The organism is Lentzea albidocapillata subsp. violacea, from assembly GCF_900100275.1.
Classification (GTDB): Bacteria; Actinomycetota; Actinomycetes; order Mycobacteriales; family Pseudonocardiaceae; genus Lentzea; species Lentzea violacea.
Window position 1 is genome coordinate 135,833 of the sequence record NZ_FNET01000005.1, and the last position, 22,126, is coordinate 157,958.

Below are 22,126 nucleotides of genomic sequence, written 5' to 3' on the forward strand. Positions count from 1 at the left end.
TACGGTGAGAGTGGGAACCCCCGCAGAGTCGCGGCCCGCCGAGCGCCGAGTCGCCTGCGTACCGGAAACGGTGTCGTCGCTGGTCGACGCTGGACTGACCGTGCACGTACAGGAAGGCGCCGGGCGTCACGCCCACGCCCTCGACGCCGCGTACCACGCGGCCGGGGCGACGGTGACGCCCGAGGACCCGACGCCGGAATCCGACGTCGTCGTGTCCGTGCAGCCGTTGACCATCGCCCAGGCCTCCGCGTTGAAACCGGGCGCCATCACCATCAGCTTCCTGCAGCCCCAAGGCGAACGGGAACTACTAGAGGTCTATGCGCGGCGGAACGTCACGTCGTTCAGCTTCGACCTGCTGCCACGGGTCACACGTGCACAGGGTGCGGACGCCCTGTCGTCGCAGGCTTTGGTGGCGGGCTACCGGGCGGTGCTCATCGCCGCCGAACGACTGCCGCGCTTCCTGCCCATGTTCACCACCGCCGCCGGCACCGTGCCGCCGGCGAAGGTGCTGGTGCTGGGCGCGGGTGTGGCGGGCCTGCAGGCCATCGCGACCGCACGCAGGCTGGGCGCCGTCGTCGAGGCGTACGACGTGCGCAAGGCCGCGGGCGAGGAGGTCCGCAGCCTCGGCGCGAAGTTCCTCGAACTCGAACTCGAGACGCAGTCCGGCGTCTACGCGTCCGTGCAGTCCGAGGAGTTCCTGGAACGGCAACGAGAACTCATCGGTGAGCACGTGGCGGCGTCCGACGTCGTGATCACCACGGCCGCCATCCCCGGCCGCAAGGCACCGGTGCTCGTCACGACGGACATGCTCAAGGCCATGGCGCCCGGCTCCGTCGTGGTCGACCTGGCCGCGGAGTCCGGCGGCAACTACGCCGGTTCCGTTGCGGGCCAGGAGACCTGGGTCGGCGACGTGCTCGTGCACGGCGCGCTGAACCTGCCGTCGTCCATGCCGGTGCACGCCAGCAAGCTCTACTCCCGCAACGTGCTGAACCTGCTCAAGCTGATGATCGCGGACGGGTCGGTGTCGCCGGACCTCTCGGACGAGGTGCTCGACGGCTGCTGCCTCACCCACGACGGTCAGATCCGCAAGGAGTTGCCGTGATCGACCTGCTGACGATCTTCGTGCTGGCCGTCTTCGTGGGCTTCGAGGTGGTCTCGAAGGTGTCCACGATCCTGCACACGCCGTTGATGTCCGGTGCGAACGCCATCCACGGCGTGATCCTCGTCGGCGCGATCCTGATCACGGGGTCCGCCGAGAGCACCCTGGAGCTGGTTCTGGGGCTGGTCGCGGTCTTCCTGGCCACGGTCAACGTCGTCGGCGGCTTCGTGGTGACCGACCGGATGCTGGAGATGTTCAAACGATGACGGTCCAGCTGATGTACCTCGTCGCGTCGGTGTGCTTCGTCCTGGCGCTGAAAGGCCTGAGCTCGCCCAAATACGCGCGCTACGGCAACTTCATCGGCGCGTTCGGCATGCTCGTGGCCGTCGTCACCGCGTACGTCCACGGTGTCGTCCACAACGGACTGTGGATCCTGATCGCCATCGCACTCGGTGTCGTGGTCGGCATCCCGGCCGCGCGGTCGGTGAAGATGACGGCCATCCCGCAGATGGTGGCCCTGTTCAACGGAGTCGGCGGCGCGGCGGCGGCCCTGGTGGCGCTGGCCGAGTTCTTCGCGGTGCCGGACTCGACGGTCCTGTTCCGGCTCGCGACCGTGCTGACGGTGCTGATCGGCTCGGTCAGCTTCTCCGGTTCCGTGGTCACGTTCCTGAAGCTGCAGGAGCTGATGACGACCCGCCCGGTGCTGTTGCCGGCCGGGCAGCAGCTCGCGATCGCGGCCGCCGCGTCGTCGATCGCCCTGTGCGCGTTGACGATGGCGGTGCCGAACGGGTTCCTGCTGTGGTTGCTGGCGGTCGTCGGGCTGGCGCTCGGCGTGTTGTTCGTGCTGCCGGTCGGTGGCGCGGACGTGCCGATCGCGATCTCGTTGCTCAACGCGTTCACCGGTCTCGCGGTCGCCGCGTCCGGTTACGTGCTGGCGAACACGCTGCTGATCGTCGCGGGCACGCTCGTCGGCGCGTCCGGCACCATCCTGACCCGGTTGATGGCGCAGGCGATGGGGCGATCGCTCGCCAACATCCTGTTCGGCGCGTTCAAGACCACGACCGTTGTCGCACAAGGAGAAGAGCAGCGCACGGTCAAGTCGGGCACGGTCGAGGACGTCGCGATCCTGCTGGGGTACGCGAACAACGTGGTCGTCGTGCCGGGTTACGGGCTCGCCGTCGCGCAGGCGCAGCACGCGGTGCGTGAGCTCGTGGCGCAGCTCGAACGGCGTGGAGTCTCCGTGGCGTACGGGATCCATCCCGTGGCGGGACGCATGCCGGGGCACATGAACGTGCTGCTGGCCGAGGCGGACGTGCCGTACGAGCAGCTCAAGGAGCTCGACGACGTCAACCCCGGCATCACGTCGGTCGACGTGGCCGTGGTCGTCGGGGCGAACGACGTGGTGAATCCGGGCGCGCGGGACGAGCCGTCCAGCCCGATCTACGGCATGCCGATCTTCGACGTGGACCGCGCGAAGTCCGTGGTGTTCATGAAGCGGTCGATGCGGCCGGGGTTCGCGGGCGTGGACAACGAGCTGCTGTACAACCCGAAGACGACGCTGTTGTTCGGCGACGCGAAGGACTCGCTCACGAAGCTTCTGGCGGCCGTGAAGCAGCTCTGAGCAGTTCGGTGACCTCGTCGGCGCTCAGGGCGGGCAGCAGTCCGATCACGCCGTCCGCGCCCGCCTGCCGCCAGTGTTCGGCGTCGTCGAGGGTGTGCACCTCGTCGACGCCGAACCGCACGCCGAAGTCGTGCACGGTCCTGATGAGGGCGCGCATCGCCTGGTGCAGCGGGGAATCCGGCCTGGGCGCGGGCGCGCGGGTGATCACCGAGCGGACCGGCACCTCGGTCAGCACGGCCAGTTCGTCGTGGCCGCCGTGGAACCCGTCCAGTGCCGTGACGATGCCGCTGTCGTGCAGCACCAGGGCGTTGTCGTCGCCGGCCAGCACCGACGAGATGTCGAGCGCGATCCGCAGCCGTTCGGGCGGAAGCCCGGTCTCGTCGAGCGCCCGCTTGACGTCGGCCACCAGGTCCTCGTCGCGGGACTGCAAGGCGCCCAACGCGATGTGCAGCGTGGGCGCCCCGTCGCCGAACTCCTCGACCCATCTCGCGGCCTGCGCGCATGCCTCCCGCAGCAGCCAGCGGCCGATCGGCAGCGACAGCCCCGTGGAGTCGGCCAGCGCCATCGTGTCGTTGTGGCTCAGGTCGTCCCAGTGCAGGCGGGCGACGGCCCCGAGCACCTCCTGGGTCTCCAGGTCGTGCACCGGCGCGTAGACGATCTTGATCTCGCCGTGTTCCCACGCCCCCGGCATCGACGCGGCCAGCGCGTACCTGCCCCGGCGGCGGGCGTCGTCGTGCGGGTCGTGCAACGCCCACTGCCGCTTGCCCCGCGCTTTCGCCTGGCGCAGCGCGGCGTTGGCGCACCGCATCAGTTCGGCCGCGGTCGCGAACGCGGGCGGACGGTCCACCACGCCGATGCTCACCGACAGCGCGATGCCGTGATCGTCCACAAAGGTCGGTTCGCCGAGCGCCGCCTGGATCTCCTCGATGGTCGAGGTGACGTTGTCCGAGAACGTCAGCAACGCGAACTCGTCACCGCCGATGCGCGCCAGCACGGCCTTCTTCTGCGCGGCGAGCTCACCCAGGCGGTTCGCGACGATCTTGAGCAGCTTGTCGCCCGTCTCGTGGCCCAGGCCGTTGTTGACGACCGAGAACGCGTCCAGACCCAGGTGGTACAGGGTGATCGGGTCGCCGTCGAGCTGCCGTTCGACCCGGGAGATGAAGTGCTGGCGGTTCGACAGGCCGGTGAGCGAGTCGTGCAGCAGCTGGTGGTCGAGGCTGCGCTGCAACAGGTGCAGCTCACTGATGTCCTCGACCATCGTCACGTGGTGCGTCGGCCGGCCGTCCGCGTCGCGCAGCACCGAGACCACGAGGTGCACCCACACCGGCTCACCGTCGGCGCGGATCAGTTTGCGCTGGTCGCGGACCCTGTCGACGTGCCCCTCGCGCACCTTCCGGTACGAGGCGCCCAGGGCGGCCAGGTCGTCGGGGTGGTAGAAGTCGCGCAGTTCGCGATCGATGAAATCGGCCCCCGACTCCAGGCCCACGATCTCGGCGAGCGTGTCGTTCGCCTCGACGCACCTGCCGGTGAGGTCGGTGATCGCGATGCCCTGCGCGGCGGAGTCGAACACCTCCTGGAACCGCGCCTGACTGACCTGCAGAGTGCGCTCGACCCGCTGTTTGGCCCGCACGATGGCGACCTTGATCTGCTCCTGCTGGTCGAACGCGTCCAGTCGCATCGCCTGCGCGTACGCGGAGCTCAACCGGGCCAGGACAGGTAGTTCGAACGTGGGCGAGAGAACCTCGATCGTGGCCCGCAGCGAGTCCGGTCCGGTCGCGTGCAGTGACACCAGTCGATTGGCAACCGATTCGGGTGACTCCGGCAGCTCACGCAGCGTGTCGAGCAGGGCCTGCTCGATTTCGGCGTGGGACAGCGGGATGTACGCGGTCGACGTCAACGCGTGCATCCAGCGGGCGGCGAGATCCGGGAGTTCCATCCTGTGTACAGAGCGTACGGATTCGCCGCCGCACGGCCAACAACGACAGGCCTGTCAGACCTTGCGACCCACGGCGGCGTAGATGCCCGCCTTGTCCGGATCGTCGGTGTTCGTGCCCTCCGGCCGCCACAACGGCGTCGGCACGATGCCGGGCTCCACCAGTTCGAACCCGCTGAAGAGCCCCTCGATCTCGCTCTTCGTGCGCGGGTACATCGGGTTCTGGCTCTTCTTCATGACCTCGACCACACCCGCCATCTCCTCGGGCTGCAGGTCCTGGGTGAACTGCGAGACCGCGAGGTAGCTGCCAGCCGGCACGGCGTCGCGGTACGTCGCCACGATCGCGTTCGGGTCGGCCTGCGGCGGCACGAAGTGGAAGACGCCGGCCGTGAGCACGCCGACGGGCTGCGAGAAGTCGACGAGACCGCTGTCCCGCGCCGCCTGCAGCACCGCGGCGGGCCTGGTCATGTCCTCCTGGATGATCGTCGCGCGCGGGTCGTGCTCCAGGATGAGCTGGCTGTGCGCGACCGCGACCTCCTCGAAGTCCACGTAGACGACGTGGGCCTCCGGGTCGGCCTTCTGCGCGATCTCGTGCACGTTGCCGACCGTCGGGATGCCGGAGCCGAGGTCGAGGAACTGGCGGATGCCGCGCTCGATCATGAACAACACTGCCCGGCGCAGGAACGCCCTGTTCAGCCGTGCGATCGTGCGGGCGTTCGGCTGTGCCTGCAGGAACTTCTCCGCGAGTGCCCTGTCAGCGGCGAAGTTGTGCCCACCCCCGAGCAGGTAGTCGTAGAGACGCGCGGCGCTCGGCTTGCCCGTGTCGACGCTTTCCGGAACCCAGCTCACCAGTTCGGCCATGTGACCAGGCTACTGAGACGCCACACGCATGCGGCAGGGCCTGGGTCCGATTGGAGCAGCAGAACCGCTGCTGTCACTGGAAAGTGTGAATCAGCAGCGTCGCCACGGCGACGCCCAGCGCCGTACCAAGCCCTCGCGCGACGTTGACCAGCCCGCTCCCGACTCCGGCTGAGCCTTCCGGCAGCGCACCCATGACGCGTTTCGTGCAGGCCGGCGCGATGATCCCCAGCCCGATGCCCGCGACGACGAGCTGAACCACCTGCGGCACCGGCAGAACCAGCGCGATGGCCGCGATCAGCGCCCCGACCCTGATGCCGGGCCTGCTCAGCAACGTCGCCGCGATCCCGAACCCGAGCGGCAACGCGGCGACCGTGAGTCCTATCTGTGCCAAGGGTTGTTTCATCGTGAACGGCAGCAACGTCATCGGCGCGAACAACGCGGCAAACGTGAGCACGACGCCGAGCAGTCCGGGCACCACCTGCCAGGTCGGCTTTCCCTTGTCCCGCGCGGTCTTCGTGCGGGGGAGCAGGTAGTGGCCCGCGATCATGGCCACGACGCCGATCGGCACGTTGATCGCGAACACGGCCTGCCACCCGAAGGTCTCGGTGAGGTACCCGCCGAGCAACGGCCCCGCCGCCAGCCCGGCCGCCTGTGCCGCGGCCTGAACACCGAGCGCCTTGCGTCGTTGCTCCGGCGCGACCGCCGTGGTGACCAGCGCGACGCTGTTCGCCTGCAACATCGCCGCCCCCACGGCCTGGACGACCCGTGCCGCGATGAGCGCGTCGAACCCAGGCGCGTACACGCACGCGACGGACGCCCCGGTGAACAACGCGAAGCCGTAGATGTAGACGATCTTGCGCCCGATCCGGTCCGCGATCCTGCCCATTGGGACGAGCAACGCCACGAGCGTGATCAGGTAGCTGAGCGAGATCCACTCCGGATCGGCGTGGAAGTGCGCGCTCATCGCGGGGAACGCCAGCGTGACGATCGAGGCGTCCAGCTGCCCCATGAACGCGCCGAAGCAGACCGTCGCGATGACCAGCCAAGGCGCGTACGACCGGCTCGCGATCCAAGCCGGTCGGGGTGACTCCGTGACGAACCAGTTCATCGTGAACCGATTATATCTGACACAGAGCCATTGCCCGAAGTTCAGTACTATTTCCCCATGTCAGACGAAGCCCGCACGCTCACCGACGTCGTCACTCGCCTGCGCCGGGCGTTGCGGACGAGCATCCGGGCCGACTGGCCGTGGGAATCCCTGCCGATGGCGCAGGTAGAACTGCTGCAGACCCTGGCAGAGCGCCCGCCGATGAAGGTCGGCGACCTCGCGGCCGCGCTGCGGCTCGCTCCCAACACGGTGTCCGGCCTGGTGTCCCAACTGATCGACTCGGGCCTCGTCGTCCGCGGCGGAGATCCCAGGGACAGACGGGTAGCGCGGCTGTCCGTCTCACCACGTGGACACGAACAGCTGCTCCTCTGGCAGCGCGAACACGAGAAGCGGATCGGCGCCGCACTGGGCAAGCTGGAGTCGTCCGAACGAGAGGACGTCGTGCGCGCGTTGAAGGCCCTGGACCACCTGGTGGAGCACCTTGCCGAGCCCACGAGCTGACCCCGGTCTCCGGTTTGTCGCGCTGGTGTCGCTCGGCGGTGGGCTCGGAGGTGTGGCGCGCTACGGCCTGTCGGTTCTGATGCCGGGTGCTTGGGGGCTCTTCGTCATCAACGTGCTGGGGTCGTTCCTCATCGGGGTGCTGATGGGGTTGGTGCCTCGGCCGTTGGTGCGTGCGTTCTTCGGCGTTGGGGTGTTGGGCGGCTTCACGACGTTCTCGTCGTATGCGGTGTCGTGGTCTTGGGCGCTGCTGGCCACGCCGGTTTGTGCTGTGGTGGCGGCGTTTCTCGGGCTGCGGGTGACCCGGTGACCGTGCTCGTGGTGTTCCTCGGTGCTGCTCTTGGTGCGCCGACTCGCTATCTGCTCGATCGGTTCGTGCAGTCGCGGCACTCCTCGGACTTCCCGTTCGGCACTTTGACGGTCAACGTCGTCGGGTGCCTGCTGATCGGGTTTGTCGTTGGCACGTCCTGGATGCCGCTGCTGGGCGTCGGGTTCTGCGGTGGGCTCACGACGTACTCGACGTTCAGCTACGAGACGGTGAAGCTGCTGGAAGCGGAGAGGTACCGCTCAGCCTTGCTGAACGTGTTGATCAGCGTCGTGCTCGGGGTCGGCGCGGCGGCTGTCGGTCTTGCTCTGGCGCACTGACCTCGCCGCGGTGAGCCTGGGGGCGTTCTGGTCGCCACCCAGGCTTCCGCTTGGTCGTTAAGAAACGTCCTTCAGCCGGGACAGCACATCGGGCAGCGTTCCGGTGTGCACGACGCCGAGTCGTTGCGTGGCACGGGTCAGCGCCACGTACAGGTCCGACGCACCGCGCGGCGACTCCGCGAGGATGCCGTCCGGGTCGACCACGACCACCGAGTCGAACTCCAGGCCCTTCGCGTCGGTCACGCCGAGCACCACGACCTGGGCCTCCTCCAGTTCGTTGCCCACGGACGAACCCGGCACCGCAGCGGAGATCGACGAGCCCACCGCCGGCAGCAGCGCGGCCGGCACGATCACCGCGATCTTGCCGTCGCCGACCGCGGCGACCTCGCGTGCGATCAGCGCGGGCACCTCGGACGAGAACGACGACACGGTGGAGACCCAAGGTGCCACGCCGGTCTCCCGCACCGACGTCGGCGGCATCAGGGAGACGTCGACGGAGGCGAGCACGTCCGCGGCCACCTCCATGATCTCGGCCGGCGTGCGGTAGTTGACCGACAGTTCCGTTAGACGCCAACGGTTCTGCACGTACGGCGACAGCACGGAACCCCATGAGGTCGCACCGCCGATGTCACCGGTCTGCGCGATGTCGCCGACGACCGTCATGGACTTGCTGGGGCAGCGGCGCATCAGCGTGCGCCACGCCATCGCCGACAGTTCTTGGGCCTCGTCCACGATCACATGGCCGAACGTCCAGGTGCGGTCGGCCGCGGCACGTTCCGCGGCGGTCTCGTAGCGGTCGACGCCGTGGCGCTCGGCCAGGCGGTACGCGTCCATCAGGTCCGAGGCCATCAGGATGTCGGGGTCCGCGTCGTCCTCCAGGTCGAGGATGTCGAGAACTCCCTGGGCGTACTCGATGGCCTGGCGGCGCTGGCGATCGGCGCGGGCCTTGGCCTCCGTGTCGTCCTCGCCGAGCAGTTCGGCGGCCTCGTCCAGCAACGGCACGTCCGCCGGCGTCCAGTCGTCGGTGGAACGCTGCAGCAGGTCGCGTTCCTCGCGGGTGAACTTCGTCATCGCGCGGTTGCGGCGCTTCGGGTTCCGGTAGAGCTCCGAGAGCAGCGAGAACGGCGTCAGCACCGGCCACAGCGACGAGATCGCCGCCTGGACCTCCTCGGACTCGCGCAGCTCCCGGCGGATGTCGTCCATGTCCGCCTTGTCGAGCAGGTGCCCACCCAGCCTCGAAGCCACCATGCCCGACAGCGTCGAGACGATCTCGCGGGCGAACGTGCGGCGCGCCTCGTTGTGCGCGCGGCGGGTGCGGCGCGCCCTGCCCCGTGCCTCGGAGATCGCCCGCCGGTCCAGGCGCAGCACGTCGTTGTCGAAGCGGATCTCGACGGACGGCGGCGCCTCCTGGCGGTCCCGCACGGCCGCGGCGATCACGTCGGCCATCTCGATGCGGCCCTTGACCGCTGCCGCCGCGGCGGACTCGCGTCCGGTGGCGTTGAGGTTGGGGTACAGCTCGCCGACCGTCGACAGCAGCACGCCCGTCTCACCCAGCGACGGGAGGACCTGACTGATGTACCGCAGGAACGTCGTGTTCGGGCCGACCACGAGCACGCCGCGCTTCGCGAGCTGCCGACGGTGCGTGTACAGCAGGTACGCGGCTCGGTGCAGGGCCACCGCGGTCTTGCCGGTACCGGGCCCGCCCTGCACGACGACGACGCCGTTGAGCTCGGACCGGATGATCTTGTCCTGCTCGGCCTGGATCGTCGCGACGATGTCGCTCATCTGGCCGGTGCGCGACTCGTTCAGCGCGGCGAGCAGCGTCGCCTCGCCGGTCAGCGACTCGCCGCGGGTCGTGTGGGCCGAGTTGATGTCGAGCACCTCGTCGTCGAGGCCGATCACCTTGCGCGAGCGGGTCCGCAGGTGCCTGCGCCGGCGCACGCCGTCGGGGTTGGCGGCGGTGGCGAGGTAGAACGGCCTGGCGGCGGGCGCCCGCCAGTCCATCAGCAGCGGCTCGTATTCCTTGTCCTCGTCGAACAGACCGATTCGGCCGATGTAGAAGCGGTCTTCGTTGTGGAAATCGAGCCGACCGAACGCGAGGCCGTTCTCGACCGCGCTGTACTGGGCCAATTGATCTGTGTACATCGCGACGGACGTGTCGCGCTCGGACCGCATCTGGTGCGTGCCGCCGGTTTGTCGCAACGATTGTGCAAGTCGTTTCGACGTCTGTTCACGGAGGTCGTCGAGCCGGCCGTACAACATGGCCACGTATTCCTGCTCCGGCTCCATTTCGGCGAGCCGGAGGTCATCGGAGGGGCTTGACAACTTGCCTCATTTCTCGATATCATGCGGCGTCGGCTTGTATTCCGATTCGCACTGTCCTGCCCGCGCTGGGTCGCTGAGCGCAGACTGTCTAATCTACACGCATATCGGCGTGGTGCAGGTACGCCTTACGTAGCAGTGTGGCCAAGGTATCGCGCTCGTGCGGAGTCAACGGCGCCAGCAGCTCTTCCTCATGTGCCCGAGCCGCTTCGAGCCGCTCGCGCAGCGCCCGTCTGCCTCCGTCGGTGATCGACACGGTGAACCGGCGCCGGTCCCTCTCGTCACGTCTGCGCTGCGCGAACCCGAGCTCCTCCAGGTCGTCGAGCACCGACACGAGGTCGCTCGGATCCATCCGCACCCGGTCGCTGATCCGCTTCTGCGCCACCGCCTCCTGCTCGGACAGGTACGCGAGCACCGTCAGGTGAGGCCCGCGCAGGTCCGAGCGTCCGATCCGGCGAGCTTCGCGCACCAACCCGAGCATCAGGTAGCTGGGAAGACGCAGAAGCTGATCAATGCTCATGTCCCTCAGTCTAGGAAAGATCTGTCCCCCGATCGTGGATTGCGCTGCGTGATGAAGGTGCCCGGACGAGGTCCGACAGGGTGAGCGTTGGGGTGACGTTTCTCCGCAAACCACCAGGGGGCGGCAAGGTGGGGGTATGACGCGTGCGGAGATCGTCCAGCTCGCCCAGTGCGTGGTGCGCCGGCCTCGGTGGCAACTCGTCCTGGCCGTGCCGCTGTCCGCGTGGACCCTGGCCTGGGTGCTCGGCCAGCTCGCCGACGATCCCCCCAGTCCGCTCGGCCTGCTGGCCTGGACCGGCATTCCCCTCGATTCGGCATCCCTATGGGCTCGGCAACGGGCCGGCGTCCTCGTCTGGCTCGCCACGCTGGGCGGCCTGAGCTGGGCGGCCACCACCGAACGAGGGCAGCTGCCCGCTCTCGCCGGGTGGTTCGCGGTGCTGGTCGCGGGAGAAGCCGCAGGGTACGAGCAGGCGGTGCGGCGGGCGATCCTCAGCATGGTCGTGTTCCTGCTCGTCCTGGCGGCCGTGTCGATCACCGGGCGGCGCGCGTTCGTCGTCGACCGCGTCGCCGTCATGCCCGCGGACGTCGTGCGGGCCGGCATCACCGCCGCCGTGCTGACCGCCGTGGTCCCGCTGATCGCTCCTGGCCTGGCCCTGACGCGTCTCGTTCACCCCTATGTGACGAAACCGCCGCGGCGGCTCAGGCCGGTTGAGACGCGGCTGCTGCGGGAAACCGGATGAGGTGAGCGACTACCTGCCTCCCCCCGCGCCTCCGCGCAGTGCGCTGACCCTGCGGTTGTGGCTGGCCGGATTCGGCCTCGTCTTCAACTCGGTGGCCGGGTGGCTGGCGCTGCGAGCCGACATCGTCTGGCTCGGCGTCGTGCTTTTACTACTCGCCGTCGTCTGCCTGGTGGACTTCGGCTGGGTGGTTCACCGCAAACGCCGTGGAGACCCAGGCTGAAACCTGCCGGAACCTGTGCTTGGGCTCAAGCGCGCTTATGGATAAAGATGTCGGCGTGCATGAAGATCCGGCAAAAGGCAGGTTAGCCAGGGTGATGCGTCGGCAGCCTGTGCAACAGCGCGGCGCGGCAACCGTTTCCGCGATCCTGGACGCTTGCGCGGGCCTGCTGAACGAATACGACTACGACGACATCACCACGGCTCGCATCGTCGATGTGGCCGGAGTGCCCATTGGTTCCTTCTATCAGTACTTTCCCGACAAAAGATCCGTTGTGCACACGCTGGCACTTCGCGGTATGGAGACCTATCTCCGCGAGGTGGAGGAGCTGTTCACCGCGGATCTGATCGCGGACACGTGGCGCGAGGCCATGACGCAGGTCGTCGCGGTGTACCTGCGGATGCTGCACGACGTGCCCGGCTTCGGGCGGGTGCGGTTCAGCGACATGCTGGACAGCCACCGCCTCGACTCCAGCGTCGACCAGTACGAACTGATGGCCGAACGGCTGGCCGAGATGTTCGTCAACCGGTTCGGCGCCCACGGCGACGCCCCGGTGATGCTGACGTTCCGGATCGCCGTGCAGACCGCGGACGCGCTGTTCAAGCTCGCCGAACGAGTCGGCGAGGCCGACCGCGCGTACGTGGTCGGCACGGCGAACGAGCTGCTCGCCGGCATGCTCGGGGCCGTGCTGGAACGACCTCAGGACCCGGTTCAGAGTCCGTAGGAGGGCCCCTGCGAATGTCCGGTTTCGACCCCTTTGAGGTGACCCAGGCCGCTGTACGGTCTCCTTTGTGAAGATCGTTGTGCAGGTGAAGCTGTTGCTGGATGCCGTGCAGGTGTCCGCGTTGGCGGCGACTCTGCACGGCTGCAACGAGTCCGCGGACTGGGTGTCGCGGATCGCGTTCGAGCACGGGGTGTTCCGTGAGTACGCGTTGCGCAAGCACACCTACGCGGAGTTGAAGGCCCGCGGTCTGGGCGCGCAGGCAGCCCAGCACGTGATCAAGAAAGTCGCGGACGCCTACGCCGCGCTGCACGCGACCATCCGGGCCGGGAACCTGGGCAGGCCTGGCTCGAAGCGCCGGGTGAAGGCCGAGTCGAAACCGATCGTGTTCCGGCCGGACGCGGGGCAGCCGTTCGACGACCGGTGCCTGTCGTGGAACCACGACGCGGGCACGGTGTCGATCTGGACCACGGCGGGCCGGATGAAGGACGTGCGGTTCGCGGGTTCTCCAGACCAGCTCAAGACCCTGCGTGAGTACCGCAAGGGCGAGAGTGATCTGGTGTGCCGCGACGGCGTGTGGTTGCTGATCGCGACCTGTGAGATGCCCGAGGAGCCACTGTTCGAGCCGGTCGACTGGCTCGGCGTGGACCGGGGGATCGTGAACCTCGCGACCACCAGCGACGCGGACAACTTCCAGGGCCGCGGGCTGGGCCGCTACCGACGCTGGCACGCCCGCGTCCGCACCGAGTTGCAGGCCAGGCGAACGAAGTCGGCGACCCGGCGGCTCAAGAAACGAGCGCGTCGCGAGCAGCGGCACTCGACGCACGTCAACCACAAGATCGCCAAGCAGATTGTGGCTGTTGCCGAACGCACCGGTCGCGGGATCGCGCTCGAAGATCTGAGCGGTATCCGCGACCGGGTCACGGTTGCCCGGCACCAGCGAGCCACCCACAGCTCCTGGCCGTTTCACCAGCTCGAAGCACACATCCGCTACAAAGCCCGCCGCGCCGGTGTGCCCGTGCTCGTCGTGGACGCGCACTACACCTCGCAGATGTGCCCGCGCTGCAAGCACACGTCTCGTTCCAACCGTCCCACCAGGGACACCTTCTGTTGTCGCCGGTGCGGTCTCGCTGGACCCGCCGACGTCGTCGCCGCCGTGAACGTCCGAAACCGGGCACGGTCGGCGTGGGTACACGTCAACGCACCCGAACCCGCCGCCGTACAGGCGACGGGTTGATGCGGCCCGCACGCCACACCCAGTGGCGCACGGAGAACGCGACTCGGCTTGAAGGCCCGAGCATCACGCTCGGCCTTCAGGGCCGAGAAGTTGACAGCCCGTAGGACTCGAGCAGCCGCAGCCAGACCTCGCTGATCGTCGGGTACGAGGGCACCGCGTGCCACAACCGGTCCACGGTGACCTCTCCGACGATCGCGACGGTCGCCGAGTGCAGCAGTTCGGCGACGTCCTGACCGACGAACGTGACGCCGACCAGCGTCCGCGTGCGCTCGTCCACGACCATCCGCGTCTTGCCCTGGTACCCGTCCGCGTGCAGTGACGATCCGGCTACCGCGATGTCCAGGTCGACGACCCTGACGTCACGCCCGGCCGCCCGTGCCTGCGCCGCGGTGTGCCCGACGAACGCCACCTCGGGGTCGGTGAACACGACCTGCGGCACCGCCACGTGGTCCGCCCAGGCCTGCCCGGCCGACCACTGCTTCGGCTCGAACCCGCGGGACCGCTCCAGGATCGCCGTGCCGGCCGCCCTGGCCTGGTACTTGCCCTGGTGCGTCAGCAACGCCCGGCCGGTGACGTCACCGGCGGCGTACAGCCAGCGTCCGTCCACACCGGACACCAGGCCGGAGTCGTCGGTGCTCAGCGGCTTGCCGTCCTTGGTGGCGGGCACCCGGCCGGTGGCGACGAGGATCTCCGAGCCCCGCACGACCCGGCCGTCCTGCAACGTCAGCTCGCCCGGCCTGATCGACGAGGCACGCCCGTTGAGCAGCACCTCGACGCCGTCCTCCCGCAGGCCCTCCACGACCAGCGGGCCGACGAACTCCTCGAACTTCGGCAGCGGCCGGTCGCCCGATACCACCAGCTTCACCTGCGAACCCAGCCGTGCCCACGCCTGCGCCATCTCGACACCGACGACGCCGCCGCCGAGCACGACGAGCGACTCCGGCACCTCCCGCGCCGACGTGGCTTCGCGCGAAGTCCACACCGGAGTGCCGGCGAGGCCTTCCAGCGGCGGCATCTTCGGCACGCTGCCGGTGCACACCACGACGGCCTGACGCGCGCGGTGGACCTCTCCGCCCACGGTGACCTCGCGCTCGCCGGTGACCTCACCGTCGCCGCGGATGACGTGGATGTTCTCCGACTCGGCCCACTTGACCTGGCCCGCGTCGTCCCAGTCGGAGGTGAAGCCCGTGCGCCGCGCGAGCACCTCCTTCGCGTCCAGCGAACCCGCGTTCACGCCCTGCACGCGCCGGGCGGCCGCAAGCGCGTGACCGGGTCGCAGCAACGCCTTGGAAGGCATGCATGCCCAGTACGAGCACTCGCCGCCGACCAGTTCCTTCTCGATCATGGCGGTGGACAGGCCTCCGGCGGCCGTCCGCCAGGCCACGTTCTCACCTACGGGGCCACCACCGATGACGATGACGTCGAAGTCCATGGCGCCCACATTAGGCCTCGATCAAGAAAGCCACACGAGACAGAACGTGTGCCCCACCGGGTCCGCGTAGACCCTGAACGTGTCGTCGTTGTCCTTCTGCACCAGCCGGGCGCCGAGCGCCAGCGCCTTCGGCTCGGCCTCCTCGATGTCCTCGACCAGCACGTCGAGATGGAACTGCTGCGAGCCGTGCGGATCGGGGAACGTCGGCGGCTGGTATTCGGGGGCGAGCTGGAACGCGAGCCGCGTGCCGTTCGCGACGATCACGACCCAGGTCTCGTCGTCGCCGGGAAGGCGTTCGGCGCCGAGCAGCTTCTCGTAGAACGACGCGAGCTCGGAGGGATTCGGGCAGTCAAGTACGACAGAACGAAGTTGTCCGACCATGCCCTCCACCTTGCTACCGGGTGGTGGGCAGCCGCAACGCCTGCTTGGCGATCGGGTCGAGCGACGGGTCGCCCGCACCGCCGGACCACACCGCGAACGCCAGCGTCACGTGGCTGCCCTTGGTGCCGTTCGCGAACGCCGCGCGCTCCAGCGGCTTGCCGTCCAGCCCGTGCACGCCGCCGGACCCCGGCAGCGCGACGACCGCGTGCAACGACTTGGCGCTGGGGGCGTCGTACAGGTCCATGTCCGCGACCATCACCGTCACCGGCTTGCCCTGCAGCGTCGTCTCGTACGTGGCGCGCAGCAGCACGCCGCAGTCGTTCGCGATCAGCCACGCCTTCACGTCGCCGAACGCCTGCGCCTTGCACTCCTGGTCCTTCTTCATCTCCTTCGGCACGAACGTCGTGCCGTCCACGACGATCGTCGTGGGTTGCGCCGAGGTCGGCGCGGGCGTCGCGTCGGCCGGCTTGTCGTCGCTGGGCAGCGCCACCACGAGCCAGACCACGAGGAGGAGCGCGAGCAGCGCGGCTCCCGCGAGATAGGGCCAGGTCAGCTTGCCTGGCAAGCGTTTGCGACCGATCGCCTGGCGTAGCTGGGCCTTGGGGATCAGCATCGTGCTGGCGGCCGCGAGGTCGGGGGAGACCGCGTCGCTGAAACCCTCCGCGATGAACGCCTTCGCGTCCGGCGGCGAGCCGGTGTTCTGCAGGATCGCGAAGAGCTTCGCCGCGTGGTCCGCCGTGCAGGGCACCGTCGACGTCGCGAGTTCGCGGGCCGCACTGAGCACAGTGGACGGTTTGGGGTGCAGCACCCGCACACCGCGGTTGAGGTCGACCGTCGGCTGCACGACCTGGCCCACGAACGGGCCGACCGCCACGACCGTGCTGACCGGGAGCGGTTCCGCGCGCATCGCCTGGATCCGCTGCGCCACCGCGGTCGCCGCCGCCACGGCCTCCGTCGCCGGGTTCGCCGTGCCGTCCTTGGCGACGAGCGGCCAGCCGTCGATCTTCCACTGGCCGCCGAGCGGTGCCTCGAGCTTCACCCCGGGATCGGGCAGGTCGACGCCGACGATCACGAGAACGCCCTTGGGCAGCACGACGATCGCGTCCAGCGGCATGGGGCAGTCAGGCGGTTGGACGCCGATCAGCGCGATACCACCCAGAACACCGGTACCCGCGCCCCACGCCGTGAGGGCGGCACGGACGTCCGCCCCAATGGCCGAGGGTTCAGCGCCCAGACGGATCAGCCGCACGAGTCCCTACCTTTCCGCACGGGGGGACACCGTAGCGGTCCGGGGTGGCCCAAACGCAGCCGATCGAGTCATTCGGTGATGCCCGTCACCGATAAGTGGATCACTCGTTAGAGGGATTGCCTGCCAAATTTTCACGGAGGGTTCATGTACAAACGCGCTGCATCGCTCGCCGTACTGCTGGTGGCTGTCGCATCCCCTGTCGCGACGGCCGCACCGGCCTCCACGGTCTACGTCCACGGAGCCGACATCGCCGCCGCGGAACAGGCGGTCGAGGCAGCCGGTCTGCAGAAGCTCACGAGCTTCCGCAAGATCGGCGTTGTAGCCGCGCGGGGCGACTCCGCGCAGATCTCCTCCGCCAGGGCCAAGGCGGGCGTGACGCGCGTCGAGGTCCAGAAACCGATCAGGTTCCTCGGCTCGACCTCGCACACCGCCACCCGCGGTCTGGACGCCCGCAACAGCCTCGGGCTCACCGGCGCGGGCGTGTCGGTCGCGGTGATCGACTCGGGTGTCGACCCGACGCACCCGTCGTTCGGCGGCCGGATCGTGCGCAACCTGAAGAGCCTGTGCCTGGACGGCTCGACGCAGACGAACTGCATCGTGCCGGTGCCGAACTTCCTCGACACCGACACGACGTCGCTGGGCGGCCACGGCACGCACGTCACCGGCATCGCGATCGGCGGTGACGTGCAGATCACCGGTGGACCGGTGATCCGCGGCGCGGCGCCGGGCGCGAAGGGCGTCGTGATCTCGACCGGCGCGGCGATCCTCATCCTCGGCGCCGACGCGGCGCTGAACTGGGTGCTGGAGAACCACCGGGCCCCGTGCGGCGCCGGTGTGCCGGCCTCCACGTGCCCGCCGATCAAGGTGATCAACAACTCCTATGGTCCATCTGGTGGCGGTGCGTTCGACCCGGAGTCGGTCACTGTCAAGCTGCAACGTCAGCTCGTGGCCGAAGGCGTCGTCGTGGTGTGGGCGAACGGCAACGACGGCGGCGATGGTTCAGCGAACCTGTCCAACCCGCCCGGTATCGATCCCACGCCCGGCGTGATCTCGGTGGCCTCCTACAACGACCAGGAGACCGGTACCCGTGACGGAGCCGTGTCCGACTACTCGTCGCGCGGTCTCGCCACGAACTCCGCGACGTGGCCGGACATCTCGGCGCCGGGCGAGAACATCACCTCGTCCTGCCGGCTCTACCTGCCGATCTGCGCGACCGGCCTGCAGCCGCAGAACGGTCCCGGACTGCTCGACCTCGGCACGTTCAACACGATCAGCGGCACGTCGATGGCGGCCCCGCACATCGCCGGGATCGTCGCACAGCTGTTCCAGGCCAAGCCCTCCGCGACCCCCGCCGACATCGAGCGGGCGTTGAAGTCGACGGCGTACAAGTACGGCACCGGCTACCAGCCGGCAGGCCCCTACACCTCGTCGTTCGACAAGGGCACGGGTCTAGTCGACGTGGTTGCCGCGGTAAACGCTCTGTAGATCACGATCAGGCATCACTCGGCCGGGAGATCGGGACTTAAGACCTGTATCTGCCCCGGTCGGGTGATGATCGAGCTGGTTCTTATGGCGGACATGCCTCCAGTCGAGGCAGAATGCAGCGAACGGGTTTCACGGTGATCACCTCACACTCGGCAAAGGCGTAGGGGAAGACGTCCCTCGTCGAGTAGCGGAGGTCAGCAGTGAGCACCCGTGGCAGCACCAGTGGCGTGGTTTACGTCCACTCGTCGCCGTCTGCGGTCTGTCCGCACGTCGAGTGGGCGATCTCGGGCACCCTCGGTGTCCGGGTAGACCTCAGGTGGGCAGCGCAACCAGCGGCACCAGGCCAGTTGCGCGCCGAATGCGCATGGACCGGAGACGCCGGCACCGGCGCCAAACTCGTGGCTGCGCTGCGCGCGTGGCCCATGCTCCGGTTCGAGGTGACCGAAGAACCGTCCTCAGGTCAGGACGGCGAGCGTTTCTGCTTCGCGCCCGTTCTGGGGCTCTGGCACGCCAGAACCTCGGCCAACGGCGACATCGTCGTCAACGAGGACCAGCTGCGTTCACTCGCGGTGCGTGCTCGTGGCGGTGAGTCCTTCGCGCACGGCGTCGACGAACTGCTCGGTGCCGCGTGGGACGACGCGCTGGAACCGTTCCGTCGCGCGGGCGACGGCGCTCCGGTGACATGGCTGCACCGCGTCGGATGAGTCCTGAGTGGACCCCGCTCACCGTTTGGGCAGCGGGGTTTCTTCTCGGTGCGTGGGGTCCCAGGCCAGCATGAGCTGCCCGTAGAGCGCGGAGGTTTTGAGCAGGTGCTCGTGAGTGCCGAGCAACGGCCTGCCGCCGTCCATGACCAGCACCCGGTTCGCGCGCAACGCCGAGCTCAGCCGGTGCGCGATCACCACGAGAATTCCGTTCCGGCGCGCGAAAGCCCGTTCGACCCGGGCCTCGGCGGCGGGATCCAGATGTGACGTCGCCTCGTCGAGGATGACGACGCTCGCGGACGTGACGTAGACCCGCGCGAGCGCCAGGAGCTGCGCCTCACCAGCGGAAAGTCCTTCCCCACCGTGGCCGAGAGCCGCGTCCAGCCCGCCGATCCTGTCCAGAAGTGGTTTGGCGCCAACCTTTTTCGCCGCTTCGACGAGGTCCTCGTCGGTCGCCCACGGCGCGAGAAGCGTGAGGTTCTCCCGCACAGTGCCGGTGAACAGGTAGGTCTCCTGCGGAATCAGTGCGATCGCGTGGTGCCGGACCGTCGGCGTCACCCGGTCGATGGGCGCGCCGCCGAAGAGGACGGAGCCGTTGTCCGGTGCCATCAGGCCGGTGAGCAGACTGGCCATTGTGGACTTGCCGATGCCGGACGGGCCGACCACGGCCAGGTGGTCGCCGGGACGCAGGTCGAGCGACAGGCCGCGCACCACCGGTTCCGCGTCCGGGCTCCAGCCGAACGTGACGTCGCGCAGCACGAACTCGCCGTTGGACGGGATCTCGGTGCCCACGTCCTGGTCGGTGCGTGGCGCCGCCTCCTGAAGTCGTTTGAGTGCGACCATCAGTCGCATCACGACCGTGCTGGTGGTGCGGGCCAGGCCGTGCAGCGCGGGGTTCACGCTGTTGGTCAGGTAGACGACGGCCGCCAGGACCGCACCCGTCGTGAGCCGGCCGGACGCGACGAGCGGGGGAGCGAACGCGACCAGCAGGGCGATGGGCGCGAAGCCGCCCAGGGCGATCACCGTGGCGCGCAACGAGTTCGCCCACGCGACGGTGATCGTGGCCCTGGCCTGCAGGTCGATCTGCCTCGCGACGTCCCCGTAAGCCTCTGCTGCCGCGTCGCAGGCGGCGACGTCACGCAGGCCGGTCAGCACCGCACCGGACGCTTCCGCCGTGTGTTCGTCCGCCATCACGGCGTCGCGTTGCCGTTTGGCCAGCGAGGGGAGCATCAGGCCGAAAAGGACCAGCGCGGCCACGATCGGGAGCACGACCAGCCAGATCAGCGCGGCGGCCGTGGTCGCGACACCGATGAGCGCGGCGAGCGTCGTGACCAGAAGGGCACGGGCCTGCACCAGAACGCCCGCGGTGGCGTCGCGGACCACCTCGACGTGCCGGGTGATCATGGCGACGGCGCTGGCGTCCGGCGTGCGGCGGTGCGTCGGGTCGTTCAGCACGCCGTTCACGACCCGCGTGACCAGGGCGTCGCGCATCGGTTCGACGACGGAGCCGAGCCGGGCGAACACCTGCCGCTGCCCCAGTGCGCCCACCACCGCGAAAGCGGCGAACGCGAGCAGCCACAGCACGCCGGCCAGCGGGTCCCCCGCCGCGAAGCCCTGGTCGACGGCCGTGCCGACGAACCTGCCGCCGAAGAACGCGGGAATGCCCTCGAGCAGGGACCAGCCGAGCAGGATCAGCACGCCTCTGCGATGTCCCGCCAGCGTCGAGAGGTAGAAACGCATCACTCGCCTCCGGTGAACACGGCTCGGTAGTCCTCGTCGTTCCACAGCTCCTGGTGGGTGCCGGTGCCCCTGATGCGGCCGCCTTCCAGCCACACCACGAGGTCTGCTCTCGCGGCCGTCGCCGGGCGGTGCGTCACGACGACGCGGGTCCGGCCGGGCAGTGCCGTGGTGAGCGCCTTGTCCACTTTGGCCTCGGTCACGGTGTCCAGACTCGCGGTGGCGTCGTCGAGCACGAGCACGTCCGGATCCCTGATGATCGCGCGGGCGAGGCCGATCCGTTGCGCCTCACCGCCGGACAGCGGGGCGTCGGCGACCGGTGTCTCGTAGCCCTGCGGGAGACGGATCAGCACGTCGTGCACCTGGGCGGCGACGGCCGCGTCCCTGACCTGGATCTCGTCCGCGTCCGTTCCATAGGCGATCGAACGGCCGATCGTGGCGCCCAGCAACGCGGGGCGTTCGAACGCGTACCCGACCGAGTCGTGGCCGGCCACCACCCCCGCGTCCACAGCGGACAGTCCGCCGAGCACCGCCGCCAGCGTCGACTTGCCCGCGCCGGAGCTGCCGACGATCGCGGCGAACGTGCCGGCCGGGATCATCAGGTCCACGTCGCGCAGGGCTTCGCCGACGCTGACGCCCCGCAGTTCGATGACGCCGTTGGAACGCTGGGGAGCAGGGCGTTTCGCTGCCTTGGTGTCGAGGACTTCGACAATCCTGGAGGCGGACGCGCGGGTCCGTTCGAGGACGGTCAGCTGGGTCATCTGGCCGACGATGCCCATGCCGAGCGCCGAGTAGCCGAGGGCGGCGAGCACGTCACCGGTGCTCAGCCTGCCTTCCATGACACCGAAACCGGCGGCGGTGAGCACCGCGACCTCGACGGCGGGCAGCAGCAGCCCTGCCCGCCACATCATTCTGGCCTGGGTGCGCCACATGCCGGCGCCGGCCGCGGCGAGCCGGGGGAGCGGCTCCAGCACGCGGTCCGTCTCGCGGTCGGCGATGCCGGCGGACGCGATCGTGCGCAGACCGGACACCGAGTCGAGCAGCCGTGCGGACACCTCACCGGACACTTCCTGGTAGGTCAGCACGTCGTCGGCGGTCATCCGCATGTGGGTGCGGATCAGCAGACCCGCCAGCGGGACGCTCACCACGAACACCGCCGCGAGCCGCCAGTCCAGCAACGCCAGCGCGACGACGGCGCCCGCCGAGGACACGGCGGTGACGACCAGCGTGATCAGCGTGACCGCGACGCCGCCCGCGTTGCCGCAGTCACCCGTCACCCGGCTCACCGTGTCACCGGCGGCGAACGGGGAGGGGTGACCGAGGTCGAGGAGCTTCCTGGAGAGCTTGCGGCGCAGCCACGCCGTGGCACGGCTCGTGGTGCTCGCGGCGAGCACGATGCCGATCGCGTCCCCGATGATCTCGGTCGCCGCCAGCAAAAGCAGCCACACCACGGTGAACAGCACGAACGTACCGCTCAGTGCCATGTCGACGGCGTCGGCGAGTGCGGCGGGGAGCAGCAGGCCACCGGTCGTGGCGACCGCGGCGTTGAGCATCAGCAACCACGGGCGGTGGTCGCGGCGGACGACGGAGAACAGCAGGGCGTCACCGGGTTTGGCCATC

At 69.0% G+C, this 22,126-nt stretch carries 22 protein-coding genes; 12 read left to right on the forward strand and 10 right to left on the reverse strand.

Annotation, left to right across the window (positions count from 1 at the left end; genetic code table 11):
- Positions 1 to 4: 4 nt before the first annotated feature.
- The 3 genes from BLR21_RS13615 to BLR21_RS13625 are packed head-to-tail and all read left to right on the forward strand — an operon-like array spanning position 5 to position 2,720.
- The gene (locus tag BLR21_RS13615; protein WP_090006211.1) at positions 5 to 1,102 is read left to right on the forward strand and encodes an NAD(P) transhydrogenase subunit alpha; all 1,098 of its coding nucleotides are present in this window, start codon (positions 5 to 7) and stop codon (positions 1,100 to 1,102) included.
- Positions 1,099 to 1,365 (forward strand): NAD(P) transhydrogenase subunit alpha part 2, encoded by a 267-nt coding sequence (locus BLR21_RS13620; RefSeq protein ID WP_211335646.1) that lies wholly within the window; start codon positions 1,099 to 1,101, stop codon positions 1,363 to 1,365. Before BLR21_RS13615 ends, BLR21_RS13620 begins: the two co-directional genes overlap by 4 nt.
- On the forward strand, positions 1,362 to 2,720 hold the full coding sequence (locus BLR21_RS13625; RefSeq protein ID WP_090006213.1) for an NAD(P)(+) transhydrogenase (Re/Si-specific) subunit beta: 1,359 nt from the start codon (positions 1,362 to 1,364) through the stop codon (positions 2,718 to 2,720). Before BLR21_RS13620 ends, BLR21_RS13625 begins: the two co-directional genes overlap by 4 nt.
- Here BLR21_RS13625 and BLR21_RS13630 read toward each other — a convergent pair.
- The 3 genes from BLR21_RS13630 to BLR21_RS13640 form a co-directional block, all read right to left on the reverse strand.
- On the reverse strand, positions 2,686 to 4,656 hold the full coding sequence (locus BLR21_RS13630; protein ID WP_090006214.1) for a putative bifunctional diguanylate cyclase/phosphodiesterase: 1,971 nt from the start codon (positions 4,654 to 4,656) through the stop codon (positions 2,686 to 2,688). The genes BLR21_RS13625 and BLR21_RS13630 overlap by 35 nt on opposite strands.
- Positions 4,657 to 4,710: 54 nt before the next feature.
- On the reverse strand, positions 4,711 to 5,514 hold the full coding sequence (locus BLR21_RS13635) for an SAM-dependent methyltransferase (protein ID WP_090006215.1): 804 nt from the start codon (positions 5,512 to 5,514) through the stop codon (positions 4,711 to 4,713).
- 73 nt (positions 5,515 to 5,587) lie between these two features.
- The gene (locus BLR21_RS13640; RefSeq protein ID WP_090006216.1) at positions 5,588 to 6,622 is read right to left on the reverse strand and encodes an MFS transporter; all 1,035 of its coding nucleotides are present in this window, start codon (positions 6,620 to 6,622) and stop codon (positions 5,588 to 5,590) included.
- A gap of 57 nt (positions 6,623 to 6,679) precedes the next feature.
- Here BLR21_RS13640 and BLR21_RS13645 point away from each other — a divergent pair, with 57 nt between their 5' ends.
- The 3 genes from BLR21_RS13645 to crcB are packed head-to-tail and all read left to right on the forward strand — an operon-like array spanning position 6,680 to position 7,765.
- On the forward strand, positions 6,680 to 7,123 hold the full coding sequence (locus BLR21_RS13645; RefSeq protein WP_090006217.1) for a MarR family winged helix-turn-helix transcriptional regulator: 444 nt from the start codon (positions 6,680 to 6,682) through the stop codon (positions 7,121 to 7,123).
- A 25-nt stretch (positions 7,124 to 7,148) separates the two neighbouring features.
- Positions 7,149 to 7,430, forward strand: coding sequence for a fluoride efflux transporter FluC (locus BLR21_RS13650; protein ID WP_256334671.1), 282 nt, complete (start codon positions 7,149 to 7,151; stop codon positions 7,428 to 7,430).
- Entirely contained in the window at positions 7,427 to 7,765 is a 339-nt protein-coding gene (gene crcB / locus BLR21_RS13655) for a fluoride efflux transporter CrcB (protein ID WP_090006219.1), read from the forward strand. Before BLR21_RS13650 ends, crcB begins: the two co-directional genes overlap by 4 nt.
- 57 nt (positions 7,766 to 7,822) lie before the next feature.
- On the opposite strand, the gene BLR21_RS13660 is transcribed toward crcB, so the two are convergent.
- Positions 7,823 to 10,090 (reverse strand): HelD family protein, encoded by a 2,268-nt coding sequence (locus tag BLR21_RS13660; RefSeq protein ID WP_090006220.1) that lies wholly within the window; start codon positions 10,088 to 10,090, stop codon positions 7,823 to 7,825.
- Between the two features lie 88 nt (positions 10,091 to 10,178).
- A complete protein-coding gene (locus tag BLR21_RS42475; protein ID WP_030474493.1) occupies positions 10,179 to 10,607 on the reverse strand; it encodes a MarR family winged helix-turn-helix transcriptional regulator in 429 nt (142 codons plus the stop codon).
- A gap of 136 nt (positions 10,608 to 10,743) precedes the next feature.
- On the opposite strand from BLR21_RS42475, the gene BLR21_RS42480 reads away from it, so the two are divergent.
- The 4 genes from BLR21_RS42480 to BLR21_RS13680 all read left to right on the forward strand — a co-directional run bounded on the left by BLR21_RS42480 (position 10,744) and on the right by BLR21_RS13680 (position 13,521).
- Positions 10,744 to 11,346 carry a hypothetical protein gene (locus tag BLR21_RS42480; RefSeq protein WP_176929622.1) on the forward strand — a complete coding sequence of 201 codons (603 nt, stop codon included), beginning with the start codon at positions 10,744 to 10,746 and terminating at the stop codon, positions 11,344 to 11,346.
- A 1-nt stretch (position 11,347) separates the two neighbouring features.
- Positions 11,348 to 11,566 (forward strand): DUF6343 family protein, encoded by a 219-nt coding sequence (locus BLR21_RS13670; RefSeq protein ID WP_090006222.1) that lies wholly within the window; start codon positions 11,348 to 11,350, stop codon positions 11,564 to 11,566.
- Positions 11,567 to 11,660: 94 nt separating this feature from the next.
- Entirely contained in the window at positions 11,661 to 12,287 is a 627-nt protein-coding gene (locus tag BLR21_RS13675; protein ID WP_090006223.1) for a TetR/AcrR family transcriptional regulator, read from the forward strand.
- A gap of 67 nt (positions 12,288 to 12,354) precedes the next feature.
- Positions 12,355 to 13,521 (forward strand): RNA-guided endonuclease InsQ/TnpB family protein, encoded by a 1,167-nt coding sequence (locus BLR21_RS13680; RefSeq protein ID WP_218130867.1) that lies wholly within the window; start codon positions 12,355 to 12,357, stop codon positions 13,519 to 13,521.
- 76 nt (positions 13,522 to 13,597) lie between these two features.
- On the opposite strand, the gene BLR21_RS13685 is transcribed toward BLR21_RS13680, so the two are convergent.
- The 3 genes from BLR21_RS13685 to BLR21_RS13695 are packed head-to-tail and all read right to left on the reverse strand — an operon-like array spanning position 13,598 to position 16,583.
- Positions 13,598 to 14,953: a dihydrolipoyl dehydrogenase family protein gene (locus tag BLR21_RS13685; RefSeq protein ID WP_090006464.1), complete on the reverse strand. Its 1,356-nt coding sequence runs from the start codon at positions 14,951 to 14,953 to the stop codon at positions 13,598 to 13,600.
- A 21-nt stretch (positions 14,954 to 14,974) separates the two neighbouring features.
- Complete coding sequence (locus BLR21_RS13690; protein ID WP_090006224.1) at positions 14,975 to 15,334, reverse strand: VOC family protein; 360 nt, start codon at positions 15,332 to 15,334, stop codon at positions 14,975 to 14,977.
- 13 nt (positions 15,335 to 15,347) lie between these two features.
- Positions 15,348 to 16,583, reverse strand: a complete 1,236-nt coding sequence (locus BLR21_RS13695) for a hypothetical protein (protein WP_090006225.1) — start codon at positions 16,581 to 16,583, stop codon at positions 15,348 to 15,350.
- Between the two features lie 144 nt (positions 16,584 to 16,727).
- Here BLR21_RS13695 and BLR21_RS13700 point away from each other — a divergent pair, with 144 nt between their 5' ends.
- Together BLR21_RS13700 and BLR21_RS13705 are read left to right on the forward strand one after the other, a co-directional pair.
- On the forward strand, positions 16,728 to 18,068 hold the full coding sequence (locus BLR21_RS13700; protein WP_090006226.1) for a S8 family peptidase: 1,341 nt from the start codon (positions 16,728 to 16,730) through the stop codon (positions 18,066 to 18,068).
- Between the two features lie 200 nt (positions 18,069 to 18,268).
- Positions 18,269 to 18,772 carry a DUF3145 domain-containing protein gene (locus BLR21_RS13705; RefSeq protein ID WP_030474501.1) on the forward strand — a complete coding sequence of 168 codons (504 nt, stop codon included), beginning with the start codon at positions 18,269 to 18,271 and terminating at the stop codon, positions 18,770 to 18,772.
- An 18-nt stretch (positions 18,773 to 18,790) separates the two neighbouring features.
- Here BLR21_RS13705 and BLR21_RS13710 read toward each other — a convergent pair whose 3' ends face one another.
- Both BLR21_RS13710 and BLR21_RS13715 read right to left on the reverse strand, forming a co-directional pair.
- Entirely contained in the window at positions 18,791 to 20,509 is a 1,719-nt protein-coding gene (locus BLR21_RS13710) for an ABC transporter ATP-binding protein (protein ID WP_090006465.1), read from the reverse strand.
- The gene (locus BLR21_RS13715; RefSeq protein WP_090006227.1) at positions 20,509 to 22,125 is read right to left on the reverse strand and encodes an ABC transporter ATP-binding protein; all 1,617 of its coding nucleotides are present in this window, start codon (positions 22,123 to 22,125) and stop codon (positions 20,509 to 20,511) included. The genes BLR21_RS13710 and BLR21_RS13715 overlap by 1 nt, the downstream gene beginning before the upstream one ends.
- Between the last annotated feature and the right edge of the window lies 1 nt (position 22,126).

Excerpts from the sequence above, each read along its gene's own strand:
- BLR21_RS42480 (WP_176929622.1), top strand. The coding sequence starts at position 10,744 with ATGACGCGTGCGGAGATCGTCCAGCTCGCCCAGTGCGTGGTGCGCCGG.
- BLR21_RS13675 (WP_090006223.1), top strand. The coding sequence starts at position 11,661 with ATGCGTCGGCAGCCTGTGCAACAGCGCGGCGCGGCAACCGTTTCCGCG.
- BLR21_RS13685 (WP_090006464.1), bottom strand. The coding sequence starts at position 14,953 with ATGGACTTCGACGTCATCGTCATCGGTGGTGGCCCCGTAGGTGAGAAC.
- BLR21_RS13645 (WP_090006217.1), top strand. The coding sequence starts at position 6,680 with ATGTCAGACGAAGCCCGCACGCTCACCGACGTCGTCACTCGCCTGCGC.
- BLR21_RS13690 (WP_090006224.1), bottom strand. The coding sequence starts at position 15,334 with ATGGTCGGACAACTTCGTTCTGTCGTACTTGACTGCCCGAATCCCTCC.
- BLR21_RS13700 (WP_090006226.1), top strand. The coding sequence starts at position 16,728 with ATGTACAAACGCGCTGCATCGCTCGCCGTACTGCTGGTGGCTGTCGCA.
- BLR21_RS13715 (WP_090006227.1), bottom strand. The coding sequence starts at position 22,125 with ATGGCCAAACCCGGTGACGCCCTGCTGTTCTCCGTCGTCCGCCGCGAC.
- BLR21_RS13710 (WP_090006465.1), bottom strand. The coding sequence starts at position 20,509 with ATGCGTTTCTACCTCTCGACGCTGGCGGGACATCGCAGAGGCGTGCTG.
- BLR21_RS13635 (WP_090006215.1), bottom strand. The coding sequence starts at position 5,514 with ATGGCCGAACTGGTGAGCTGGGTTCCGGAAAGCGTCGACACGGGCAAG.
- BLR21_RS13625 (WP_090006213.1), top strand. The coding sequence starts at position 1,362 with ATGACGGTCCAGCTGATGTACCTCGTCGCGTCGGTGTGCTTCGTCCTG.
- BLR21_RS13630 (WP_090006214.1), bottom strand. The coding sequence starts at position 4,656 with ATGGAACTCCCGGATCTCGCCGCCCGCTGGATGCACGCGTTGACGTCG.
- BLR21_RS13640 (WP_090006216.1), bottom strand. The coding sequence starts at position 6,622 with ATGAACTGGTTCGTCACGGAGTCACCCCGACCGGCTTGGATCGCGAGC.
- BLR21_RS42475 (WP_030474493.1), bottom strand. The coding sequence starts at position 10,607 with ATGAGCATTGATCAGCTTCTGCGTCTTCCCAGCTACCTGATGCTCGGG.